Origin of the sequence: Paenibacillus sp. YN15, from assembly GCF_003285005.1 — a bacterium.
Lineage (GTDB): Bacteria > Bacillota > Bacilli > Paenibacillales > NBRC-103111 > Paenibacillus_AR.
In genome coordinates, this window is the sequence record NZ_QMFA01000010.1 from 57,795 (window position 1) to 78,954 (window position 21,160).

The window sequence follows — 21,160 nt, forward strand, 5'->3', positions numbered from 1 at the left end:
CTCATACCCAGCATGTCCCCGTCCACCCAGCATCCCCCGGCGCCCCAGCACATTGCAGCACACCAGCCCTCTAACACAACGCCGTATCCCCCATCATCACTCTAGTTACTCCAACGCCCCCATCATCCCAACCATCCCAACCGCCCTGCATGTCCCATCTCATTCATCCCTCCGCAAGCTCCGTTCACTCCCCAATCCGCTCATCACGCTTACTTACGGCAGATTCGGCTCGCCAACAGACCCGCCAACAGAGCCCTTCAACAGAGCCCGCCAACGCCGGAATTTCGCGCAGCAACCCGCTCATTTGCAGACAGGAGAAGGGCTGTTTCATGCTATACTGGTGAGAACAGCATACCAACAACCCATACCAACAACCGCATACCAAGGGCCCAGCCCTTGCAGAATGGAGGAGATGAATCCGTGAGCAACATTGCAGAAATGCTCCGCCGCGCCTCTTTTGTGCATGCCGGCGGAGAGGCGATACAAGTCCCCGGATTCCGCCACCGGGAATGCTGCATGACTTCCGACAAGGCGGGTTTTCTCTTCGTCTCCCGCGGCTCCCTGCGGATTACTCTGCAAACGGGGGCGGCGCAGGGAACCATAGAAACAGAGACGGGAACGGTGCTGTTTATCCCGCCTTCCACCGGGATGATGCTGCAGAATGAATTCCAGCTGGCCGCAGAGGCGGTGCTGGTGGGGGTGGCGTCTGCCTGTCCTGAAGACCTGCAGATGCTGGAGAGCTTGCATCAGCCCAAGGCTGCGGCCTACGCCCTGATCGCCCGTCCCTTCCGGATGCCCCAAGCCCGGCAAATATTCGAGGAGTTCCTGACTGAAAGCCCGCCGTCCGATCTGGCCGGACATTACCGGCTGCAATCCCATCTGTACCTGATGCTCTCCGGCTTCGCCCATGCCGCAAACAAGCCCAATGCCACTGCCATGAATCTGGGCAGCTACGTGGAGCATGTCCGTCAATTCATCCTGAAGGCGGCAGACAAGCCGCTGGATATGGAGGAGCTGGCGCAATCGTCAGGGGTCAGCCCCAGCCGGTTCTACCGGACATTCCGCCAGCATACGGGAATGAGTCCGCTCCAGTATTCGACCCAGGCCCGCATCCGCGCCGCCTTGCGGCTGATGTCCAATGCGCCTGCATCCGTCACCGCCGTCGCCCATGCGGCAGGTTATGAGGATGAGCTGTATTTCAGCCGCCTGTTCAAAAAACAGATGGGCCTCTCTCCCACGGAGTACATAACCGCCGCGAACCGGAAGATTGCCGTTGTGTCGCCAATCCTAAACGGGGACTTGTCCATTTTTGGCATCGCTCCCCAAATTACCTTCGAACGAAATGCCCTGAACCGTCCGGAGCAGGTGCTGGACATGCTGTACAGCGCCAAACCGGATCTGATCTTCGCCGGGGGGCCGCTGGAGCTTGCCCTGGAGCAGGAGCTGGGACGCATTGCCCCGCTCCATGTGCTCCATTGGAAGACGTTCTCTTGGAAGGAGCGCCTTCGCCGGATGGGGGACACGCTGGGACTGCGCCCCGTTGCCGAACAGTGGCTGGAGCGATTTCGGCTAAAAGCGGAAAACGCCCGCTCCCATATAGATACCTTCTGGGGCGGAGAGCCGGCTCTGGCGGTAATCTGCATGGATACTCACTACACCATTTTCGGGGCCGACAGCCGCAAGATCAGCGACCTGTTTTACCAGGAGCTGCAATTGGCCGTGCCGGAATGCATCCGCGGGACGCACGGGAAAAAACTCCTCTCCTTGCACGAGGTAGCCGCCTTGCCATGTGAGAACATCATCTTCTTGGTGCCGTCCGGCCTGGAGCAGTTGGAACTGGCGCGCATGGAGCAGAACTGGCGCAATTTGGCTTCCGAAGGCCGGAAAAAGCGCTGCCTGTTTCTCCCGTACTACGGGGCGCTCCATTACAATGCCGAATGCTACAGCAGCCTGGTTGACCAATGCGTATGGAGAATTCGGGCGAAGCTGTCCCTCTGCTGAAAAATCCATCCCTTTTGAATAAATATCCATTATCAAGGAGAGCTTCTTCTTTTATAGTTATACCAATGATTTGATTGATAATGATTATTAATGATAATGAAAAAAGGGACCGTATGAACAAGCTAACCTTGACCTTGCTTCTCCTGCTGCTTTCCGCTGCCTCTGTGTTCATCGGCGTGAAGAATGTGGCCCCCTGGGATTTATTCCAGCTCAGCGAAGAGCAGCGCCACATCCTGCTGGTGAGCCGCCTTCCCCGTCTGTTCAGCCTGTTGATGGCGGGAACCAGTCTGGGCATCTCGGGCTTAATTATGCAGCAGCTCACCCGCAACAAGTTCGTATCTCCCACCACTGCCGGAACGGATGATGCCGCCCGGCTGGGGATTCTGGTTGCCATCCTGATGTTCGGGCAGGCCAGTCCGCTGGAACGGATGCTGGTGGCCTTTGCCTTTGCGCTTTTGGGCACCTTCGTCTTCATGAAAATTCTGGACCGAATCCGGCTGAAGGACGTAATCCTCATTCCGCTGGCAGGCCTTATGTTCGGCAATATTGTGGGAGCCGGCACCACTTTCCTGGCCTATAAGCATAACCTGATCCAGAATATGACGGCATGGCTCCAGGGGGATTTCTCCACCATTATGAGCGGGCGGTATGAGATGCTTTACATTAGCCTTCCCTTGCTGGCAGTTGCTTATCTGTACGCGGACCGGTTCACCATCTCGGGCATGGGGGAGGATTTCGCCGTCAACCTGGGTCTGAATCACCGGCTGGTAGTGAATATCGGTCTGACCATTGTGGCTCTGATTACCGCCGTTGTGATGATTACAGTGGGCATGATTCCGTTTCTTGGTCTGGTGGTGCCCAATCTGGTGTCCATGTACCGGGGGGATCATCTCAAAAAAAGCTTATTCCATACGGCGGTAATGGGCGCCATCTTCATTCTGTTCTGCGACATCCTGGGCAGGCTGCTGATATACCCTTACGAAATTCCCATCGGGCTGACGGTCGGCGTCATCGGCAGCGGGATTTTCCTATACTTCCTGTTAAGGAGAAGGGTATATGACTAAAACGCACAAGCTTCAGTTTTCCGTTCTCGCTGCCGTGTCGCTGGTCTTGATCCTGCTGTATCTTCTGGGGCATATGATCGGAGCATGGGATTATGTGTTCCCCCGCCGGATGTACAAGGTTGCCGCCATGGTGCTGACGGGAGGCGCCATTGCTATCTCCACAGTGGTTTTCCAGACGCTGACCAACAACCGGATTCTGACTCCTTCCATAATCGGCCTGGATTCCGTCTACATGCTTTTTCAGACCTTTATCTTCTACATATTTGGCTCCACCAGCCCTCTGGTGACCAAGGATCATTATAATTTTCTTCTGGCTGTGCTCCTGATGATGCTCTTCGTTGCAATGTTGTACAAGCTGATGTTTCAGCGGGAGGGCCGCCATCTGCTTCATCTGCTGCTGGTGGGGCTGGTATTCGGCACCTTCTTCGGGAGCATGACCACGTTTATGCAGGTGCTGATCGATCCCAATGAATTTCTCTCCTTGCAGGGAAAAATGTTCGCCAGCTTCAACAATGTGAATACGGATTTACTGCCATATGCTTTGGGCATTCTCGTGCTGACAGGCGTATTCGGGGTCCGGTATGTAAAATATCTGGATGTGCTTTCGCTGGGCAGGGAACATGCCGTCAACCTGGGGCTGGACTACAACCGGCTGGTGAAGCAGCTTTTGGTGCTGGTGGCCGTACTTGTTGCCTTGTCCACCGCATTGGTAGGGCCGGTCACCTTTTTGGGCTTGCTCACCGCCAATCTGGCTTACCAGCTGATGGGCAGCTACCGGCATCAATTGCTGCTGCCTTCCGCTTTTCTCATCAGTGTCGTTACACTGGTAGGCGGACAGCTTCTGGTGGAGCGGGTGTTCAGCTTTACAACCACCTTGAGCGTCATTGTGAATTTTGCCGGAGGTCTCTATTTCATGTATCTGCTGTTAAGGGAGAGCAAGCTATGATTGAAGTGCGCAATGTAACCAAAGCATACGGGGGAAAAGCGGTAGTGGACCATGTTTCGCTGGTGATCCCCAAGAGCCGGATGACTGCTTTTATCGGGGCCAACGGCGCAGGCAAAAGCACCCTCCTGGGCATGATCAGCCGCTTGCAGCAGCAGGATGCCGGTGAGGTGCTGATTGAAGGCCGGGACATCCGCCAGTGGAAAAGCAATGAGCTGGCCCGCAAAATTTCCATCCTGAAGCAGACCAATCATCTGAATGTGCGGCTGACGGTGAAGGAGCTGGTGAGCTTCGGCCGGTTTCCCTATTCCCAAGGCCGGCTGACGCCGGAGGACAATGCCAAGGTCAAGGAAGCCATCCGTTATCTGGAGCTGGAGGAGCTGCAGGACCGGTTTATCGACCAATTGAGCGGAGGGCAATGCCAGCGGGCGTTTATTGCCATGGTGGTGGCCCAGGATACGGAATACATTCTCCTGGACGAACCCTTGAACAATCTGGACATGAAGCATTCCGTGCAGATTATGCAGGTTCTCCGCCGTCTGGTGGATGAGCTGGCCAAAAGCGTCATTATCGTCATCCATGACATTAATTTCGCTTCCTGCTATGCCGACCGGATGGTGGCGTTAAAGCATGGCCGGCTGGTCCGGGAGGGAGCGGTGGACAGCATTATGGAAACAGGGGCGCTGCGGGATATTTACGACATGGATATTCCGGTGGAGCAGTTTCGGGGCAACCGGATCGGCGTCTTTTTTGCAGGCACATAAATCTTGGCTTTGAAAGGGGGGATGGCCGCATAACCTGTCCAGCATTCATGATGGCGTCAAACCAATTTTATATACGAGGTGAAGGGTAGAAATGATGAAAAAATGGGGTATATCTGTTGTTGTTCTGTTGTTCGCACTGGCATTAGCCGCTTGTGGAGGCCAATCGAAGGAAACCGCCGGAGCAGCCGCTCCCGAAGCCTCTCTAGCCGCAACCGCAACCGCAACCGCTGCCGCTTCTGTTGCACCGTCCGCGTCTCCGTCGCCTGCCGCTCCCGCCGAGGTTACCATTAAGCACCAATTGGGTGAAACCAAGGTGAAGACCAATCCCAAAACCGTCGCCGTCTTCGATTACGGCACCCTGGACTCCTTGGACAAGCTGGGCATTGAGGTAGCAGCCGTACCCAAGGGCAATCTTCCCCCTTATCTGAAAAAATACGAGGATGCCAAATACCAGAATGTGGGCACATTGGTGGAGGCGGATTTTGAAAAGCTCAGCGCCGTAAAGCCGGATCTGATCATTATTTCCGGACGTCTGTCCTCCAAGTACGAGGAGCTGCAAAAGCTGGGCCCCACCATCTACCTGGGATTGGATACGGCCAAATATATGGAATCTTATGAGAACAACGCCAAGATTATCGGTCAAATTTTCGGCAAGGAAAAGGAAGTGGAGGCGGAGCTGGCCAAGGTTAAACAGTCTGTCCAGGAGCTGAATGCCAAGGTAACTGCCGACGGCAAAAACGCTCTGGTCATCCTCACCACCGGCGGCAAGGTCAGCGCCTTCGGTCCCGGCTCCCGCTTCGGCTTGATTCACGATGTGATCGGCTTCAAGGCTGCCGACGACAAAATTGAGTCCTCCACCCATGGACAAAGCGTTTCCTTCGAGTTTGTAGCGGAGAAAAATCCGGATTACCTCTTCGTTGTGGACCGGGATGCGGTAGTCACCAGCGGAGAAGGGGTGAAACCGGCCAAGGAGCTTATTGAAAATAGCTTGGTAAAAAATACCAATGCCTATAAGAATGGCAAGATCGTCTATCTGGACCCTAACTACTGGTACCTCTCCGGCGGCGGCCTGTTGTCGGTGGAAGCCATGATTAAGGAAGTCAGCGCAGGCTTCTGATGCTGCTTCACTTCAAAATAAAATCGGCATGGCCTATGCGGCTGTGCCGATTTTCATTGTTATGGCTGTATGGCGGGGCCCGCCTTATGCGACAGGTTGGATTCTCTTTTTACCAATTCCGCCGCGATATGGAAGGCCTTTATTCTGCGTACGGTCAGCGTATGCTGGGAGGAGCCTGCTTTCAGCTTGGGCAGAATATTCTCGCACCTGCCGGCGGCCGATGTTATAGCCTGAAGAGCCTCCGCCAATTCTTCCTTCGTATAGCTCTCCGGGCTCCCCGCGGCTGAAGCCCCTGCCTCATTGTCATTGGCCTCCGCTTCCCGATTCAGCAACGACACCGCCATGTAGTATGCCTTAATTCCACGTACCGTCATGGTGTGCTGGAAGGTGCCCTCCTTTAATTTGGTCAATGCTTTTTCACTCTTGCCGATGGTTGAAGCGATAGACCGGATGGCCTCCGCCAATTCTTCCCCTGTAAAATGTTCCATGAAGTGCTCCTTTCATAAATTATATGTCCGGCTCACGGTCAAACGGAATACAAACGGTAACGGTTGTACCGTGTCCGATTCTGCTTGCTGCAGCCACGGTGCCTTGATGCGCTGCAATAATCTGCTTGACGATGGCCATGCCGAGCCCTGTCCCGCCTGTTGGAGCGTCTGTGGAGGTTCCCCGGTAATACCGGTCAAACAGATGGTTCACCTGCTCCTCCTCCATGCCGGAGCCATTGTCCGTTATCTGCACTTCAGCCATGGAAGACCTGCGGATATGAACCGTAATGGCGGTTCCCGGCGGATTATGGAAAACTGCATTGACCAGCAGATTGGAAAAGGCTCGATGGAGCAGTCCGGCGTCGCCCATCACATACAATGGCGTTTCTCCGCCTTGGATTTCAAAGTGGGCGGTCCCGTCAAGGGGCAGGTTGACAATTCCGGCAACCGTTCTGCGGATCAGCTCCGTCAGCTCGATTCGGCGCAGGGCCAGCTTGGGTCCCATAGGCTGGTCCATCCGGAAGGCAATGCCCAGGTCATGGATCAGCTCTTCCATATGGGCGGACTTCTCCCGGATCAGCTGCAAAAACTCTTTTCTTTCCTCCGCACTCCAGACATGCTCCTCGGATAACAGCATATCCGCATAGCCGGAAATATAGGACAGCGGAGTCTTCAGGTCATGGGCCACCCCTGCCGCCCAATCCTGCCTTTCTTGCTCGAACTTCTGGCGTCTGCGTTCGTTTTCCCGGAGAACCGAGGAGAGGGCGTCGAGATTGGCGTACACCTCCCGGTACAGGCGGCTGGAGAAGGAAGGCTTTTTTCGGACCGGAGCAAGATACTCCCCGCTGGACAGCTTCCGAATCTGTACCAGAATATCCGCCATGGGCCGGGCAACATAATAGCCGTAAAACAAACAGTACAGAAAGTAAACGGCAATAATCATCCCTGTTGTCAGATTCACCACGTAGAGCTGATCAGGCTGCTTCAGCACGGCAATATAGAAGACCGCAGGCAGGGAAACCGCGAGAAACAGCAGAATCTGATGCAGGATAAAATTCAGAGTGAAGCGGACCACCAGCTTGCCGTTGGTGAAATTGACTTTCATTGCGCTGCTCCTTGCTTGGGCGGCGGGACAAGCTTATAGCCGATTCCCCGCAAATTGACGATGAGAGAGGGCTGTTTGGCGTCCTGTTCAATTTTCTTGCGCAGGCGCATGATGTGGATGGCCACGGTTTTTTCGTCCCCCAAGCTGTCAAATCCCCATATTTGCTCATATAATTGCCCTGCGGTAAACACCTGGTTGGGATGGGCGGCCAAAAACAGCAAAAGCTCAAATTCCTTGGCCGGGCAAGGCACTTCGTTTCCATTCACCCGCAGCTGGGCCGCTTTTTTGTCAATGACGACGGTCCCGTAACGGTACTGTTCCGCCTCCTGGATAGCAGGTTGGTATTGCAGCTGCCTCCGGAATTGAACATGAATCCGCGCGGCCACCTCCAGAGGATTGAAGGGTTTGGTAATATAGTCATCCCCTCCGATGCCAAGTCCGGTCAGCTTGTCCAGATCGCTGGAGCGGGCGGTAAGAAACAGAATCGGAACAGCGGTATGCTGCCGGATTTGCTGGCATAATTGAAAGCCGTCCGTGTCGGGCAGCATCACATCCAGGACGATTAGGTCATACGGGGTGAGGCTGATTTTGTCCAGGGCTTCCCGCCCCGTAAAGGCGCTGTGTATGGAAGTGTACCCCTCCTTGCGCAGAATGGTTTCCAGCATGGTGACAATTCCGGGTTCATCATCCACCAGGAGTATGGATTGCGGGCGCATCGTTCCGTCCCCTTTCTGGCAAAAGCTCCCCCGTTAGCAGTTATTCGGCGAACAGGCGGCAGGGTGGGGCTATATGGACATATCGCGTTTGTTGAATACCGCCCAGCTTGCCAGGGTCAGAAGGGAGATGTAGGCGAGCAGGACGGAGAGGGAAAAACCCAAGGTCATCTCGGGTCTTGGCGGGAGATGGAATATATAGAGGCTGATATCGCTGTTGGCAAAAGGCAGATATTTCAGCCATTCCAGCTTGGCCGCCGCTTCCGTCACGGAATTTCCAGTTATCATCATAAACAGGGAGATGCCCACAGACAGGGCGCTGCTGCGCAAAATGGTGGATACCGCCAGGGCAAGGGTGACATACCCCATCACTGGAACCATGCTTAATCCATATATTTTGATTACCTGCATCATAACATTCTGCCGGACCACTTGCCCATTCCCATCCAGGAATAAATCGGCGGCGTGAATATTGCCGATCCCATATAATACGGCGTTTACGGCGAATCCGCAAACAACAGTCAGCACCAGCATTACCGCGGCGAACAGGGATACCGCGATATATTTGGAGAACCAGATTTCCGTGCGGCTGCGGGGGCGGATCAATAGAAGCTTCATGGTACCGGAGGCATATTCCCCTGCAACCATATCCGCTGCCATGACAATGGCAAAAATCATCACCATTTCCACCAGGCCGAAGGAGGCCAGCAAGGCTGACCAGGGATTGCCGGGGAGGGGAGGGACATGGTGCTCCAGGCGGTATTCCGCAAGCTCCAGTTTATTATGGGCATCGGCGCGCAGCATGGGAGATAGCTCGGTAAGCTTCAAGCGTTCCTCGTATTGTGCGGCGAGCCGGATTGTTTCCGTTCTCCAGTCCGCGATAGGAGGGGTGTTGAGCTTGGCCAGTACAGCGGCTCCTGCGGTAAAGGCAACCACCAGCGCCAGCAGAATCCGGGTGAGCTTTCTATTGTATAGTTTCATGCATTCATTGGCAATTAATCCGCCCATTGCTGTTCCTCCGTGATCTCCAGAAATTTGTCCTCCAGGGTCCGCTCCCGCATATGGATGCTGTAAACGTGAATACCTGCGTCCATAAGCTGCTTGTTCACGTTGGGTATCTCCTCCTTGTCCATGTGAACCACCAATTGTCCCGGTTGCCCTTCCGATGGTGTGACCGTTTTCCCTATGGCGGCAACGAGCTGTACAGCCTGCCCGGTTTGGGAAGGGGCCACGGAGATGCACACTTGGGCGTTTCCGCTTTTATGGACCAGCTCCTTCATGCTCTGAATCCGTACCAGCCTGCCGTGCTGCAGCACTCCCACCCGGTCGCACATCAATTCCATTTCGGATAGCAGATGGCTGGACACGAAAACGGCCACCCCCTGGTCCCGGGCCAGCTGCTTCAATTGGGCGCGCAGCTCGTGAATCCCCGCAGGGTCAAGCCCGTTGGTGGGTTCGTCGAGAATCAAGAGCGACGGGCGGTGCAGCAGCGCTTGGGCGATTCCCAAACGTTGGCGCATGCCAAGGGAATAGGTTTTGACCTTGCTGTGAATCCGGCCCTGCAACCCGACGGCTTCCGCAACTTCGAGGATGCGGGTTTTGGTCACGCCGGGAACCATCCGGGCAAAATGCTGCAGATTCTGGTACCCCGTCAGGTAGGTATACAGGTCGGGATTTTCCACAATGGCGCCTACATGGCGGATGGCTTTTTTGAAATCCTTGGTTATGCTGTGCCCCTGAATCAGAATATCCCCCCGGCTGATCCCGGCCAATCCCACCATCATGCGGATGGTGGTGGTTTTGCCTGCTCCGTTTGGGCCCAGGAATCCGAACACCTCTCCGGCGGGAATATCAAAGGTGAGATCGTCGACCAGCGTTTTTCGTCCGATTGTTTTTGTGGCGCGGCGCAGCTGCACCACTGGCGTTTGCTCCATCGTTGGGCTTCCTTTCTATGTTCGACATGCCAAATCTTTACCGTACATGCCGATTATAAAAAGTGAAAGTAAACAGGCGGTAAACGGGAAGCAAAGCTGCCGCAAACTGTTTGGGTAAAACGGCATTGAAGCCGTTTCCATTTAGTGGTATGATAGGGAACCAAATTCAATCGGGAAAAGGAGCTTCCATGGACGAAAATCCGTATTATCTGGTGTATGAGGAGCGGTACCGGAAGGTATACGAGGCAGGCGCTGAGCGATGGGGCCATGCGGAGAACGACAGCGGGCTGCGGGCAAGCTTGACGGAATGGGTGAACCTCCATAATCTGAGAGGGAAACGGATTGTGGAGTTTGCTTGCGGAGAGGGGGCTTCCGGAGTCATTTTGTCCCAACTGGGCTGCTTGTACCGCGGAGTGGATATTGCACCGTCTGCCGTAGCCAAGGCTAAGGCTGCCCTGGCGGATTATCCCGGGGCACAGGTGACTCTATTGGACATGGTGCGTGAGCAGGTGGAGGGAACGTTCGATGCCGCCTTGGATGTGATGGGGCTTCACATGCTGGTGGTGGATGCGGACAGAGCAGGGTATTTGCGGAATGTCCGGTCCTGTCTGAGAATCGGAGCGCCCTTGCTTCTGTTTCGGGAATCCTATCGGGAAAACGCGGACGACAGGCCGGTGGAGTCCTTCCAAAGCTGGCTGGAGCTGACCGGGGATGATTACCGGACGCCCCAAACCCGGTATGCCGGTCCCGCCGATGCCCAGGTTGAGGTGCGGATTCCTTTGGTCCCGGCCCGAGCCAAGACGGAGGCGGGTTACAGGAAAGAGCTGCAGGAGGCAGGCTTTACGGTGGACCGGTTTGTTCCGATGATGGCGGACATGCAGATCGTTTCCTCCGCTTCTATTTACGCCCATAAGCCGTAGCGGGGGAAGCGGGGAAACCGCGTCTCGAGCCGTGCGAGGCCGGCATGTACTCGAAAAACCGAGTACAATCCGCCCGAAAGCGGGGGTAGAGCGGAAATGTACTCGAAAAATCGAGTACAAAGTGCCCCAAAGTGGGAGTAGAGCGGAAATGTACTCGAAAAACCGAGTACAAAGTGCCCAAAAGTAGGGTTGGAGCGGGAATGTACTCGAAAAATCGAGTACAAACTGCCCCAAAGCGGGGAAAGGGCCGAAATGTACTCGAAAAATCAAGTACAAAGTGCCCAAAAGCGGGGGTAGAGCGGGATTGTACTCGAAAAATCGAGCACAAAGTGCCCCCCTCGCCCCCATCTGCACACAAAAACCTCTCCGCGGCCCAAGTTCTGCCGCCAAGGAGAGGTTTTTTCAGGCTTCGCCCTATTTCTTCACAACCGGTATCCATACTTCCGTCCGGAAGCGGCCGTTGCCCAGATTATAGTACATCTCGAACTCCGGACCGTCGGTATGCTCATAACCCGAGGTGGGAAACCATTCGGGAAAAATCCGCTTCCACACGGCCTGGATGGCCTCCGTGGTTTGCTCCTCCGTATGCTCGCCCGTGGGGAAAATCGCCCAGGTCAGCGCAGGCACCTCCAGCACGGCATAACTGCCTGTGTCCGCTTCCGCCGGAACCACCGTCCCGATCATGTACGTGAAGTACCGGTCGCGGAAATTGTACAGCGCAGCATGGAGCATGTCCTTCTCCCGGTCCAGTCCAAAGTGGTTGCCCAACCGTTCCAGGCTTCCATCCGCAGCTCCCGTCTCCCACATCATGGGGATGTCCGCGTATTGCTTGCCGTTGGCGCAATCCATATCCGCCGTGATGCCGGCCATTCTGAACGGTTGTTTTTCTTCAATGCGATAATTCATTTCCACATCTCCCCGTATTGAAATATGGAAGGAGAGCTTGGGAAAGGCCTTAAGCGCAGCGCCTTTGCTGCGGGCTGCCGTAGGCATGATCCCATGAAGCTGCTTGAACGCCCGGGAAAAAGCCTCCGGCGAGTCATAGCCGTACTTGAGCGCGGTATCGATGACCTTGACAGCCCCTTCCTGAAGCTCGAACGCAGCCAGAGTCAGCCTCCGCCGCCGGATATACTCGGACAGGTGGATGCCCGTTACCGATGAAAACATCCGTTGGAAGTGGGTCACCGAGCAGCAAGCGCGTCGGGCCGCTTCCGCCGGGTCCACCTCCTGGTCAAGATGGCCTTCGATATAGTCCATGGCGTTTCTCATCCGGTCCAGCCACTCCATAGCATCTCCTCCTGTAAAGCCAGTGTAGCAAGACCGCGGCGGAAAAACCGTGCAGCAGCCAACCAATAAATATCATGTCTTTTATTATACCCGGACTGGAAAAGGGCTGGTAGTGCATCCACCCCTCCAAAACATGTATAATGAAAGCATATACAAGCCACAGGAGGTTCGACGTTGAAAAAATACAATTATATCCGCCCGATTCTGTTGATTGTAACCGCTCTTTTGGTGAAGAGTCTGGTTACCAATGTGTGTATGCTGCTGGGGATGGAGGCGGAGGCGGCCGCCAACATGGGATTTATGGGCATGGTTCTGGCAGCCCTGATTATGTACATTCGCATGACCAAACAGCGCCGCAAATAGTCCCAGTCAGAGAGAACCCAAAGAGAAATCCTGCTTGCAAAAGCAGGATTTTTTTCGATACCTGTTGACCCTCCCCCAAGAGGAGGCCTTAGACTATGCGTTGAAAGGAGGTATTCCATGCTGTACACCGTCAAGGACGTTTCCCGCCTGTCGGGGGTCACGGTCAAGGCGCTGCATCATTACCACAAGATTGGCCTGCTCTTGCCCTGCGGAACAACGGAGGCCGGGTACCGCTTATACGGGCAGGAAGAGCTGGAGCGGCTGCAGCAGATTCTGTTTTACCGGGAGCTGGATTTTTCCCTGGAGGAAATCGGGCGGCTGCTCAGCCGCGAGCCCGACCGCACTGCCATTCTGGAGCGCCAGGAGGAGCTGCTGCTGCTCCGCAAGCGCCGGTTGGAGACTATCATTGACACGCTGCAAAAATCGATTGCCCAAAGCAGAAAGGGAGATACGATGAACGAAAAGGACATGTTCCGCGGATTTCATAACGAGGAAGAATGGAAGGAAGCGTTGAAGGAACAGTCGGAGCATCTGAAGGATGAATACGGGTTTGATCTCTTGGAGTCAAATCCGGTGGAAACCGCCCGGATGAACGAGCTGGCGTCGGAAGCCGCATCGTTTATGGGCGGCATGGCTAAGGCGCTGCAGAATGGCGCCCGGCATGATGATCCGCAGGTTTTCACTCTTATCGATAACCACCTTGCATTTCTGGAAAACCACGGCCTGGGTGCAACTGCGGCGGAGTTTGCCGCGCAGGCCCGCTTCTTCCGGGAGGATGACTTTCACCGTAACATGCTGGAAAGCCAGCAAACCGGGTTATCCTATTACCTGGGAGCAGCCGCGGAGGCATACGCTGCACGCTGATCCACGCCCTGCACAATCCGCACCGGATATGCCGGGAAGCCCATCCCGGTTTCCTGTTACGATGTATTCGAAAGGAGGCCGAACAAATATGGAACCGCTGCTGCAGCTGAACGAAGCCATGCGTTATATCGAGGCCCATTTGGACGAAGAGATTGATTTTGAACAGGCAGCCCGCTTGGCCTGCTGCTCGGAGTACCACTTCCGCCGGATGTTTTCCTTTCTAAGCGGCTTGCCGCTGGGGGAATACATCAGACGCAGGCGGCTGGCTCTGGCGGCGCTGGAGCTTCGGGATACGGGGATCAAAATCATTGATCTGGCGCTGAAATACGGCTATGATTCGCCGGATGCGTTCACCAGAGCCTTCCAGAATCTTCACGGACTGCCGCCCTCCGAGGCCAGACGGCCCGGGGCCAGCCTGAAGGCTGTTCCGCCCATGACCTTTCAATTAACCGTTACGGGAGGAAATGAAATGGACTACCGCATCATTGAGAAGGACGCATTCCATATTGCAGGACTGTACAAACGGGTGCCGCTGCAATACAACGGCGTCAACCCGGAAATTGCCCAAATGTGGACCAGCCTTACCATGGAGGACATTCAGGAGCTGAAGGCCCTGTCCAATGTGGAGCCGCGGGGTCTCGTCAGCGCTTCACTGAATTTCTCCGAGGGCCGCGCGGACGGCGGCGAACTGGATCATTACATTGGCGTGGCGGTGGACACTCCTCCCGCCGGAAGGTGGCAGACCCTTGCCGTTCCCGCGGGAACCTGGGCCGTGTTTACGGCAGTAGGCCCATTCCCGGATACGCTGCAAAAAATGTGGGGCAGCATCTATGCCGAGTGGTTCCCCATGTCCGGCTATGAGGCGGCTCCGGGGCCGGAGATGCTGTGGAATGAAAGCAAGGATACCTCGAAGCCGGATTACAAAAGCGAAATCTGGATTCCGGTGAAGCGCAAAGCTGCCGGAGGTTCCGCACAACAGTAGCCTGCCAACAAGCAGCAAGGCCACCCCGACGGGTGGCCTTTTGTGGATGCCCTAGCCCTTGATAGAACCAAGCAGTACCCCTTTGACAAAATACTTCTGCAAAAACGGATACAGGCACAGGATCGGCGTAACGGTAATGATAATCGCCGCCGCCTTCATTCCTTCCGGAGGCACGAAGCTCAGATCGGAGCTGTCCAGGAGGTTGGTATCCGGAAGCTGGATCATCTGGTAGAGCTTCACCGTAAGCGGCATTTTGGCGGAGCTGGTAATAAAGTATAAGGCCGACGAATACACGTTCCACAAGCCCACCGCATAAAAGAGCGAGATGGCGGCAAGCACCGGCTTGGACAGCGGCAGCACAATCCGGGCGAAGATGGTCAGATCGCTGGCGCCGTCGATGGTGGCCGATTCCTCCAGTTCCCCGGGCAGCCCCTCAAAGGAGGATTTCATTACAAACAAGTTGTAGGTGCTGATTAATCCCGGCAGCCAGATGGCCCAGAAGGTATTGAGAATATGCAGGTTTTTCAGCAGCAGAAACATAGGGATAAGCCCGCCGCCGAACATCATGGTGAACAAAATCATCAATAGCGCCGTTTGCCGGCCCTTCAGCCGGCTTTTGGACAAGGAGTAGGCGGCCAGGGTGGTGACCGTCATCTGCATAACCGTTCCCGCCAGGGTGATGATAACCGAGTTCTTCATGGCGTTCATCAGCTGCCCGTCCTTGAACAGGTTGGAGAAGGCGGTGGTAGTCCAGTCCACAGGCCAGAGGAAAACCTCGCCGGACAGAATGGCCGTGCTGCCGCTGAAGGAGGTCGCCAGCACATTCAGCAGCGGAAAGGTGGTGGCGAAGGCGCACAGGATGAGCAAAAGCCCGTTTAAGCCCCGAAGGCATTTGTTTACCATAAGCCGCTCTCTCCCATCGCTTTCGTAATCTTGTTGACAGTCAGCATCAGGATCAGGGCAATGATCCCCTGGAACAGCCCGACTGCCGTAGAATAGCTGTATTGGGCAGCCTGCAGGCCCATCCGGTACACATAGGTGCTGATGACATCGGATACGCTGAAGACCGCTTCATTTTGCAAATTGTACACCTGCTCGAACCCCACATCCGTAACCTGGCCCATCTGCAGAATCAGCAGAATGGCGATGGTGGGCCGGATGCCCGGCAGGGTCACATGCCATATCTGGCGAAGCTTGGAGGCGCCGTCGATCTTGGCGGCTTCGTAAAGCTGGGGATCGATGTTGGCCATAGCCGCCAGGTACAGGATGGTTCCCCAGCCGGCGCTTTGCCAGATGGAGGAGAGGGTGAACACCACCGGCCACCAGCCCGTATGGGTCATGAAATAAATCGGCTCCAGACCGAAGACCTTCTCCATAATGGTGTTGATAATCCCCGTGCTGGGGGACAGGACAGCCACAATGACGCCGCCCAGCACAACCCAGGAGATGAAGTGGGGCAGATACAGCAGGTTCTGGATCAGCCGCTTGAAGCCGTTCAGCCGGACCTCGTTGAGCATCAGCGCCAAGAAGATCGGGGCCGGAAACACAAACAAAAGCTTGTAGACGTTCAGCAGCATCGTATTGCGGAACACCTGCCAGAAATCCGGGTTGGACAGCAGGCCCTGGAAATGCTTCAGGCCCACCCAGGGGCTATTCCAGATTCCCTTCATAATTTGAAAATCCTTGAAGGCGATAAGTTCCCCGTAGAGGGGGGAATATTTGAATACCAGATAAAAGCTCAGCGCAGGCAGCAGGAACAGGTACAGATACCGGTCCCGCCGGAGATAATAGAGGAGACGCCGCTTTTTCTTCGCTGCGGAAACATTGTCCCGGCCAGCCGTCTCCACAACCGCAAGCTCTTTCATCTTATCCCTCCTTTCCATAAAAGCAGGCTCCGGCCAGTGCCATCATACCCAGCCCTTGGGTAAACGGGGAATAGGCATAGCCGATAGCATTGTAATCCGCTGCTGCGGGCATGACGCAGGTGCCGCCGGAGCCCTCCGTCAGCCGTCCGTCGGCGTCGATCCTGCGGAGTAGGGCACCTACCGCCTGCAAGGCAGGGTCCCGGCTGGTCGCGGGCAGCGCCCCCAGGGATTGCCCCTTCAGAATGGCATAGGCAAAGGCGGCGGTGCAGGAGGCTTCCAGGTAGGAAGCGGGATGATCCATCACCGTATGCCACATGCCTTCTTCGCTCTGGGTGGCGAGCACACCGGCTATATGGCCGAGATACCCCTCCAGGATGGAGGCGGCTCCGGCGGAGCCTTGGGTCAGCTCCAGCATATCGGCGGAAGCGGCGGCAAACCAGCCGTTGCCTCTGCCCCAAAGCACGCCCATTTGGGAGCCGGTGTTTCCGTTGTAGCCGTGGACAATCAGCCCTGTGGCCGGATCGCGCAAATATTTGTAGTGAAGCGCAAACTGGTTGGCCGCTTCATCGAGATAACGCTGTTCGCCGGTCAAGAGGCCCCATTCGGCCAGGAACAGGCAGCCCATAAACAGGGTATCCGCCCATACCTCCCCGGGATAGCGGTTCTCCGTGCAGGAATGCTCGAAGGCTCTCTCCACAGAGCGCGGCGCTTCATGCAAGCACCAGTCGGCGAAGGCGGAGCAGACGGCAATATATTTGTCGGCGCGGCGCTCCTTGATCAGCTTCACGGCTCCCAGGAGCGGCGCTGTTGTGTTAATGCTTTTGCCGGGGGGCTGGCCGGGCAGAAAGCCGTCCAGCCATTCTTCTATATAGTCGAGATAAAGGCCGTCTCCCAAAGCGTCATAGGCTTTGCCCAAGCCGTACAGCGCCACACCCTGGCCCCATTGCCAGACCTTCATATGGGCGCTGTCCTGCTCCTGCGGGCGCATGGTGTACCGGGCCAGCTTGGCCAATTGCTTCTTCACGGTGGAGTCTTGCAGATTCAACATGAGTCATCATCCTTTGCCGGGCTGCCGTGCTGGCAGCCGCTGATTTATGCGCTTAACCTTCCGTTTTGCCGCAGCGGATGCGGACATGGGCCTCCAGAGGGGTCAAATAGTTGACTGCGGCGCTTTTTACCGCCGGGTCCAGTCTGTCATTGCGGAGCGCCTCGAAGCCGTGCTGGAAGGCGCCTCCGTCCACGGTGATCCAGTCCTCGCCGCAGCGGTAAACCAATTGCCCGGATTTCAGCCAGGAGGCGTGGGTGTTGATCGGCGTGAGGCCCGGACCCTCCAGGGAGCCTTCCGGAGCGAAGGCGTATACCGCCTGGGCAAAGATGGGGGGCGCGTCGGCGTCCACCCGGTAATGAAGATCAAGGCCCGTCGGATCAAGGCGGATGCCTACGCGGACAGGCAGAACTCGCACATTGGTTTTGGCCCGCAGCGGAATGGATTCGGCAAAGCGCAGCGGGTCTGCCCGGTCGGCGTCTTCCTCGTTCAGGGCATCCCGGTAGCTGCCCTCCAGCTCCATGGACAGCTCATATTCATGGTCCCCGGTCTGCCGGATGGCGGCAAAAGGCGTCCCCGCCACACCGAACCAGCCCAAGGCCAGCCGGACGCCCAGAAGGCGGGCCTGCCCGTATTGCAGATACAAAAATTCCGGCTGCCCGGCGATCACGGTTGCGCTCAGCTCACCCTGCCTGTAGCGGATGAGGGGCGACCCGGCATGGAAGGCGGTGCGTTGGTAGGGGATAGTGCCTGTCACAGGCGCGATCCGCTCCCGGTTGAGGAACACCTCGTACCGGTCGGGCAGAGGGGAAAGGGGCAGCTCGGCATTCATTTCCTTCGGGAGAAACATCCGGTACAGCAGTGCCTCTCCCCCGGTGCGGAGAGACAAAAGCGCCTCCCGGGCAAAGCTATGGAACAGCGGATCAGCGTTCCGGTGGGCCATCAGGCGGAAAGCCACATAATAGCTGGCATTCAGCCTCATGATCTCGCCCCGGTCCTGACGGCTGGAATATTCCGTGGCAATTTCCGAGCGGGGGTGGAGCATGTACTGCATCATGCGCAAGTTGCGGGCAATGGGCTCATACAAATGGTCATATCCAAACACCCGGGCCGCCTGGTACAAAAAGATGGAGCAAACGGCATTGTAAATGGCGTTGCTTCGTTCCGTCCATTCTCCGTCCGGGTTGAGGTCCAGCCCCTCGGCCAGAAACCGGTCGGCCCGCTCCCGCAGCCGTTCATCTCCGAACAGCTCATACAACAGGGCAAGGGCTCCGCACAGCACCCACCGGTGATTGGGGGTATGGATGCCCCCGGCCAGAAGTCCGGGAATTGTCCGCTGCAGGAAAAGCCGCAGCTCTGCGCAGGGCTCCTTTACAGCGGGATCGTCCATTCTCTCCAACACATGAAGGCACAGTGTGGTGAAATGGACGGAAAAGCCCGTATCCGGTGGAGAGTCGATATTGCAGTTATGCAGGGAAATGCAGCCCGAGGGCAGTTGGGCCCTCAGCAAAAAGCCGATCTGGCCGCGGATGGCCTGCAGCAGCCCGGCATCACGGTGATATGCCGATCCGGGGTGGGCATACAGCGAAACGGTCAGGGACAGCAGGGCGTCGCTGCTTACCAGCCCCTCGTAAGGCTTGCCGTTTCCGTTTTCGGTGAAGGCGCCGCGCCAGTGGCTGGCCGGGTCCTGCACCTGGCTGTTCTTGATCTTCCGCCAATGCTCTTCCATTACTTTAAGCAGTACAGCATCCTCATTCAGTATGGTGTGCTCCATCATATCTCTCACCTGTCCTTGTTCTCATCCGGCAGGCCGGGGGAGGGGGAAGGGAACGCTGTCCCGTCCCTCCCGGCTGCCGTTGTCTGGAAAATTCCTTGCGGGCTCCCGCCCTTAACCGGAGAACCCAAGTTTCGAATTATTTAAAGTCCGCCTTATTCTTCTCGTACCATTCCTGAACCTTGGCGTCGATGGCTTTGCCGTTAAGCTTTTCCCATTCGCTGCGAATTTGGCTGACGCCCCACTCGGCATCGAGGTCGGGAGTCATGGTCACCTTGGTAACAATCTCATCCCATTTCTTCTGGAACTGTCCGGAAACATCGGTAAACTCATCCACCGCCGGAGTGTAAGGGAAATCCTTGCGGTACTTGACACTCTTAGCTACAGTAACGGCATCTCCGACGGCCTTCTGCACCTTTTGGTCATTGGGATCGCTGCCGGCCCGGGCCAGAAGGAATTCCGGCGTCATAATCTGCTGGTGGACGATCCGGTATTCGCTGGCATAGCTTACTTCCTTCTTCAGCTTATCCGTATCCAAGGTAACGGGAATGTCGTTTTTCAACTGGTAATGGGTGCCCTCCATGCCGTAGCTCAGGTTGTACCAGCCTTTGTCCAGCATCCAGTCCACAAACTTCATGGCTGCCTCGGGATTCTTCATATCCTTGTTGAAAATGGTCAGCAAATAGTTGGGCACTTCTTCCTGGTACCCGTTCTTGCCGAATTTGGTGGAGAGAGGCGGCAGGGGAGTCAGCTTGGCATCCGGCTGGCTCTTGTAGAAGTCCACTGTCGGTCCGTTATTGAAGGTATCGAATAAAATGCCCGCCTTGCCGGTGATCCACAGCTGCTTTTGCCGGGCCCAGTTTTTGTCCGTCACATATTCCTTGTCCACCAGTCCTTCGGAGTACAGGGTTTTGCGCAGGGTCAGGGCTTCCTTGTAGCGGTCGGTAAAGAAGGACAGGGTTGCCTTGCCGTCCTCCACAAACCATTCCCCGCCTCTGGCCATAAACAGATCATCCAATACGGCGGAATAGGCGTTGGACATGGCGATGGCGGTGGTGTCCTTTTTACCGTTGCCGTCGGGGTCCTGATCCCGGAACGCCTTGGCTACCTCCACCAGCTCGTCTACAGTGGTAGGCAGCTTCAGCCCCAGCTTGTCAAGCCAGTCCTGGCGAATCCAGATCATCGTGGCGGCCTGGGTGTTCCGCATGCTGGCAATGCCGTAGGTTTTGCCGTTGAAGGTCACGAAGGGCTTCAATTCCGGATGCTTCTTGATATATTCCTTGTAGCTGGTGCTGTACTTCTCAATGTACTCGTCAATGGGCTGGGCTACGCCCTGGCTGATAAAACGCGACAGCATATTCCGGTCATAGGAGGTAATCAGCTCCGGCGCCTGCCCGGAGGCTACCAGCACATTGAACTTATCCGCCTCCTGGCTGCGGGGAATGGGGGTCCATTTTACCTCCACGCCGGATTGCTCATTCATCCATTTGGTCCAGCGGTTGCTTTCATAGGTGCCTTCCTCCGCAGGAACCGTCCCCCGGTCATAGATGGATGCGGTAATGGCCATGGGCAGATTGGACTTGGGGCTGCTGGCCGCCGTTGCGCCGGCTGCCGGACTGCCGCTTGCCGCAGGCTCTCCCTCCTTATCGTTTCCGCAGCCCGCCACCAGCAGGATGCCGCCCAGCATCAGGACAGCCGCCGTTGTGGCGCCGATTGCTTTTGAACGTTGCACAGACCGTTTTGTACTCAAATTCGTTTGCCTCCCTTTATCAAATGTATCTTTTTGCCGGGAAGGGGGACCCGCTGTTCCGGTGCTGTTCCGGTCCCCATGTTCCCTACGGCATAACCATACAGCAGACCACCCGCGCGCGGGTAGTGACATGATTATTGAACAGCTTGCAGTTTTGGGGCTTTTCGCCCCAAACGTAGAA

At 56.1% G+C, this 21,160-nt stretch carries 20 protein-coding genes; 9 read left to right on the forward strand and 11 right to left on the reverse strand.

Translation table 11 applies throughout. The features are described 5' to 3' along the window. The first annotated feature begins 420 nt into the window (after positions 1-420). The 5 genes from DQG13_RS10725 (at position 421) to DQG13_RS10745 (ending at position 5,889) form a co-directional block, all read left to right on the forward strand. Positions 421-2,001 carry a helix-turn-helix domain-containing protein gene (locus DQG13_RS10725; RefSeq protein WP_113019751.1) on the forward strand — a complete coding sequence of 527 codons (1,581 nt, stop codon included), beginning with the start codon at positions 421-423 and terminating at the stop codon, positions 1,999-2,001. Between the two features lie 113 nt (positions 2,002-2,114). Next, positions 2,115-3,065 carry an ABC transporter permease gene (locus DQG13_RS10730; RefSeq protein ID WP_113019842.1) on the forward strand — a complete coding sequence of 317 codons (951 nt, stop codon included), beginning with the start codon at positions 2,115-2,117 and terminating at the stop codon, positions 3,063-3,065. Next, positions 3,058-4,011, forward strand: a complete 954-nt coding sequence (locus DQG13_RS10735) for an iron chelate uptake ABC transporter family permease subunit (RefSeq protein ID WP_113019752.1) — start codon at positions 3,058-3,060, stop codon at positions 4,009-4,011. The genes DQG13_RS10730 and DQG13_RS10735 overlap by 8 nt, the downstream gene beginning before the upstream one ends. Next, entirely contained in the window at positions 4,008-4,772 is a 765-nt protein-coding gene (locus tag DQG13_RS10740) for an iron ABC transporter ATP-binding protein (protein ID WP_113019753.1), read from the forward strand. Before DQG13_RS10735 ends, DQG13_RS10740 begins: the two co-directional genes overlap by 4 nt. A 94-nt stretch (positions 4,773-4,866) precedes the next feature. After that, positions 4,867-5,889: a siderophore ABC transporter substrate-binding protein gene (locus DQG13_RS10745; protein ID WP_113019843.1), complete on the forward strand. Its 1,023-nt coding sequence runs from the start codon at positions 4,867-4,869 to the stop codon at positions 5,887-5,889. Positions 5,890-5,948: 59 nt separating this feature from the next. Here DQG13_RS10745 and DQG13_RS10750 read toward each other — a convergent pair whose 3' ends face one another. The 5 genes from DQG13_RS10750 to DQG13_RS10770 form a co-directional block, all read right to left on the reverse strand. Continuing rightward, entirely contained in the window at positions 5,949-6,377 is a 429-nt protein-coding gene (locus tag DQG13_RS10750; RefSeq protein ID WP_113019754.1) for a hypothetical protein, read from the reverse strand. Positions 6,378-6,396: 19 nt separating this feature from the next. Next, positions 6,397-7,482 (reverse strand): sensor histidine kinase, encoded by a 1,086-nt coding sequence (locus DQG13_RS10755; RefSeq protein WP_113019755.1) that lies wholly within the window; start codon positions 7,480-7,482, stop codon positions 6,397-6,399. Continuing rightward, on the reverse strand, positions 7,479-8,198 hold the full coding sequence (locus DQG13_RS10760) for a response regulator transcription factor (protein WP_113019756.1): 720 nt from the start codon (positions 8,196-8,198) through the stop codon (positions 7,479-7,481). The genes DQG13_RS10755 and DQG13_RS10760 overlap by 4 nt, the downstream gene beginning before the upstream one ends. A gap of 69 nt (positions 8,199-8,267) precedes the next feature. Then, on the reverse strand, positions 8,268-9,203 hold the full coding sequence (locus DQG13_RS10765; RefSeq protein ID WP_113019757.1) for an ABC transporter permease: 936 nt from the start codon (positions 9,201-9,203) through the stop codon (positions 8,268-8,270). Next, entirely contained in the window at positions 9,191-10,129 is a 939-nt protein-coding gene (locus tag DQG13_RS10770) for an ABC transporter ATP-binding protein (protein WP_113019758.1), read from the reverse strand. The genes DQG13_RS10765 and DQG13_RS10770 overlap by 13 nt, the downstream gene beginning before the upstream one ends. A 188-nt stretch (positions 10,130-10,317) precedes the next feature. Here DQG13_RS10770 and DQG13_RS10775 point away from each other — a divergent pair, with 188 nt between their 5' ends. Then, complete coding sequence (locus DQG13_RS10775) at positions 10,318-11,049, forward strand: methyltransferase (protein ID WP_181592691.1); 732 nt, start codon at positions 10,318-10,320, stop codon at positions 11,047-11,049. 414 nt (positions 11,050-11,463) lie between these two features. Here the strand turns inward: DQG13_RS10775 and DQG13_RS10780 are convergent, their stop codons facing one another. Beyond that, the gene (locus DQG13_RS10780) at positions 11,464-12,336 is read right to left on the reverse strand and encodes an AraC family transcriptional regulator (RefSeq protein WP_113019760.1); all 873 of its coding nucleotides are present in this window, start codon (positions 12,334-12,336) and stop codon (positions 11,464-11,466) included. Positions 12,337-12,510: 174 nt separating this feature from the next. Between DQG13_RS10780 and DQG13_RS10785 the strand changes: the two genes are divergently transcribed. From DQG13_RS10785 to DQG13_RS10795, 3 genes are all read left to right on the forward strand, one after another. After that, on the forward strand, positions 12,511-12,699 hold the full coding sequence (locus DQG13_RS10785; protein ID WP_113019761.1) for a hypothetical protein: 189 nt from the start codon (positions 12,511-12,513) through the stop codon (positions 12,697-12,699). Between the two features lie 117 nt (positions 12,700-12,816). Continuing rightward, the gene (locus DQG13_RS10790; RefSeq protein WP_113019762.1) at positions 12,817-13,563 is read left to right on the forward strand and encodes a MerR family transcriptional regulator; all 747 of its coding nucleotides are present in this window, start codon (positions 12,817-12,819) and stop codon (positions 13,561-13,563) included. An 88-nt stretch (positions 13,564-13,651) separates the two neighbouring features. After that, a complete protein-coding gene (locus DQG13_RS10795; RefSeq protein ID WP_113019763.1) occupies positions 13,652-14,545 on the forward strand; it encodes an AraC family transcriptional regulator in 894 nt (297 codons plus the stop codon). A gap of 51 nt (positions 14,546-14,596) precedes the next feature. On the opposite strand, the gene DQG13_RS10800 is transcribed toward DQG13_RS10795, so the two are convergent. The 5 genes from DQG13_RS10800 to DQG13_RS10820 all read right to left on the reverse strand — a co-directional run bounded on the left by DQG13_RS10800 (position 14,597) and on the right by DQG13_RS10820 (position 20,979). Next, complete coding sequence (locus tag DQG13_RS10800; RefSeq protein WP_113019764.1) at positions 14,597-15,448, reverse strand: carbohydrate ABC transporter permease; 852 nt, start codon at positions 15,446-15,448, stop codon at positions 14,597-14,599. Then, positions 15,442-16,410, reverse strand: coding sequence for an ABC transporter permease (locus DQG13_RS10805; protein ID WP_113019765.1), 969 nt, complete (start codon positions 16,408-16,410; stop codon positions 15,442-15,444). The genes DQG13_RS10800 and DQG13_RS10805 overlap by 7 nt, the downstream gene beginning before the upstream one ends. Position 16,411: 1 nt before the next feature. Then, entirely contained in the window at positions 16,412-17,458 is a 1,047-nt protein-coding gene (locus DQG13_RS10810) for a glycoside hydrolase family 88/105 protein (RefSeq protein ID WP_113019766.1), read from the reverse strand. A gap of 52 nt (positions 17,459-17,510) precedes the next feature. Then, positions 17,511-19,232, reverse strand: coding sequence for a hypothetical protein (locus tag DQG13_RS10815; protein WP_146767141.1), 1,722 nt, complete (start codon positions 19,230-19,232; stop codon positions 17,511-17,513). A 136-nt stretch (positions 19,233-19,368) separates the two neighbouring features. Further along, the gene (locus tag DQG13_RS10820) at positions 19,369-20,979 is read right to left on the reverse strand and encodes an extracellular solute-binding protein (protein ID WP_181592692.1); all 1,611 of its coding nucleotides are present in this window, start codon (positions 20,977-20,979) and stop codon (positions 19,369-19,371) included. Positions 20,980-21,160: the final 181 nt, after the last annotated feature.

Coding starts and splice junctions, on each gene's coding strand:
- DQG13_RS10790 (WP_113019762.1), top strand. CDS start 12,817: ATGCTGTACACCGTCAAGGACGTTTCCCGCCTGTCGGGGGTCACGGTC.
- DQG13_RS10735 (WP_113019752.1), top strand. CDS start 3,058: ATGACTAAAACGCACAAGCTTCAGTTTTCCGTTCTCGCTGCCGTGTCG.
- DQG13_RS10815 (WP_146767141.1), bottom strand. CDS start 19,232: ATGATGGAGCACACCATACTGAATGAGGATGCTGTACTGCTTAAAGTA.
- DQG13_RS10800 (WP_113019764.1), bottom strand. CDS start 15,448: ATGGTAAACAAATGCCTTCGGGGCTTAAACGGGCTTTTGCTCATCCTG.
- DQG13_RS10740 (WP_113019753.1), top strand. CDS start 4,008: ATGATTGAAGTGCGCAATGTAACCAAAGCATACGGGGGAAAAGCGGTA.
- DQG13_RS10795 (WP_113019763.1), top strand. CDS start 13,652: ATGGAACCGCTGCTGCAGCTGAACGAAGCCATGCGTTATATCGAGGCC.
- DQG13_RS10760 (WP_113019756.1), bottom strand. CDS start 8,198: ATGCGCCCGCAATCCATACTCCTGGTGGATGATGAACCCGGAATTGTC.
- DQG13_RS10730 (WP_113019842.1), top strand. CDS start 2,115: ATGAACAAGCTAACCTTGACCTTGCTTCTCCTGCTGCTTTCCGCTGCC.
- DQG13_RS10750 (WP_113019754.1), bottom strand. CDS start 6,377: ATGGAACATTTTACAGGGGAAGAATTGGCGGAGGCCATCCGGTCTATC.
- DQG13_RS10755 (WP_113019755.1), bottom strand. CDS start 7,482: ATGAAAGTCAATTTCACCAACGGCAAGCTGGTGGTCCGCTTCACTCTG.
- DQG13_RS10810 (WP_113019766.1), bottom strand. CDS start 17,458: ATGTTGAATCTGCAAGACTCCACCGTGAAGAAGCAATTGGCCAAGCTG.
- DQG13_RS10745 (WP_113019843.1), top strand. CDS start 4,867: ATGAAAAAATGGGGTATATCTGTTGTTGTTCTGTTGTTCGCACTGGCA.
- DQG13_RS10805 (WP_113019765.1), bottom strand. CDS start 16,410: ATGAAAGAGCTTGCGGTTGTGGAGACGGCTGGCCGGGACAATGTTTCC.
- DQG13_RS10775 (WP_181592691.1), top strand. CDS start 10,318: ATGGACGAAAATCCGTATTATCTGGTGTATGAGGAGCGGTACCGGAAG.
- DQG13_RS10770 (WP_113019758.1), bottom strand. CDS start 10,129: ATGGAGCAAACGCCAGTGGTGCAGCTGCGCCGCGCCACAAAAACAATC.
- DQG13_RS10765 (WP_113019757.1), bottom strand. CDS start 9,203: ATGGGCGGATTAATTGCCAATGAATGCATGAAACTATACAATAGAAAG.
- DQG13_RS10780 (WP_113019760.1), bottom strand. CDS start 12,336: ATGGAGTGGCTGGACCGGATGAGAAACGCCATGGACTATATCGAAGGC.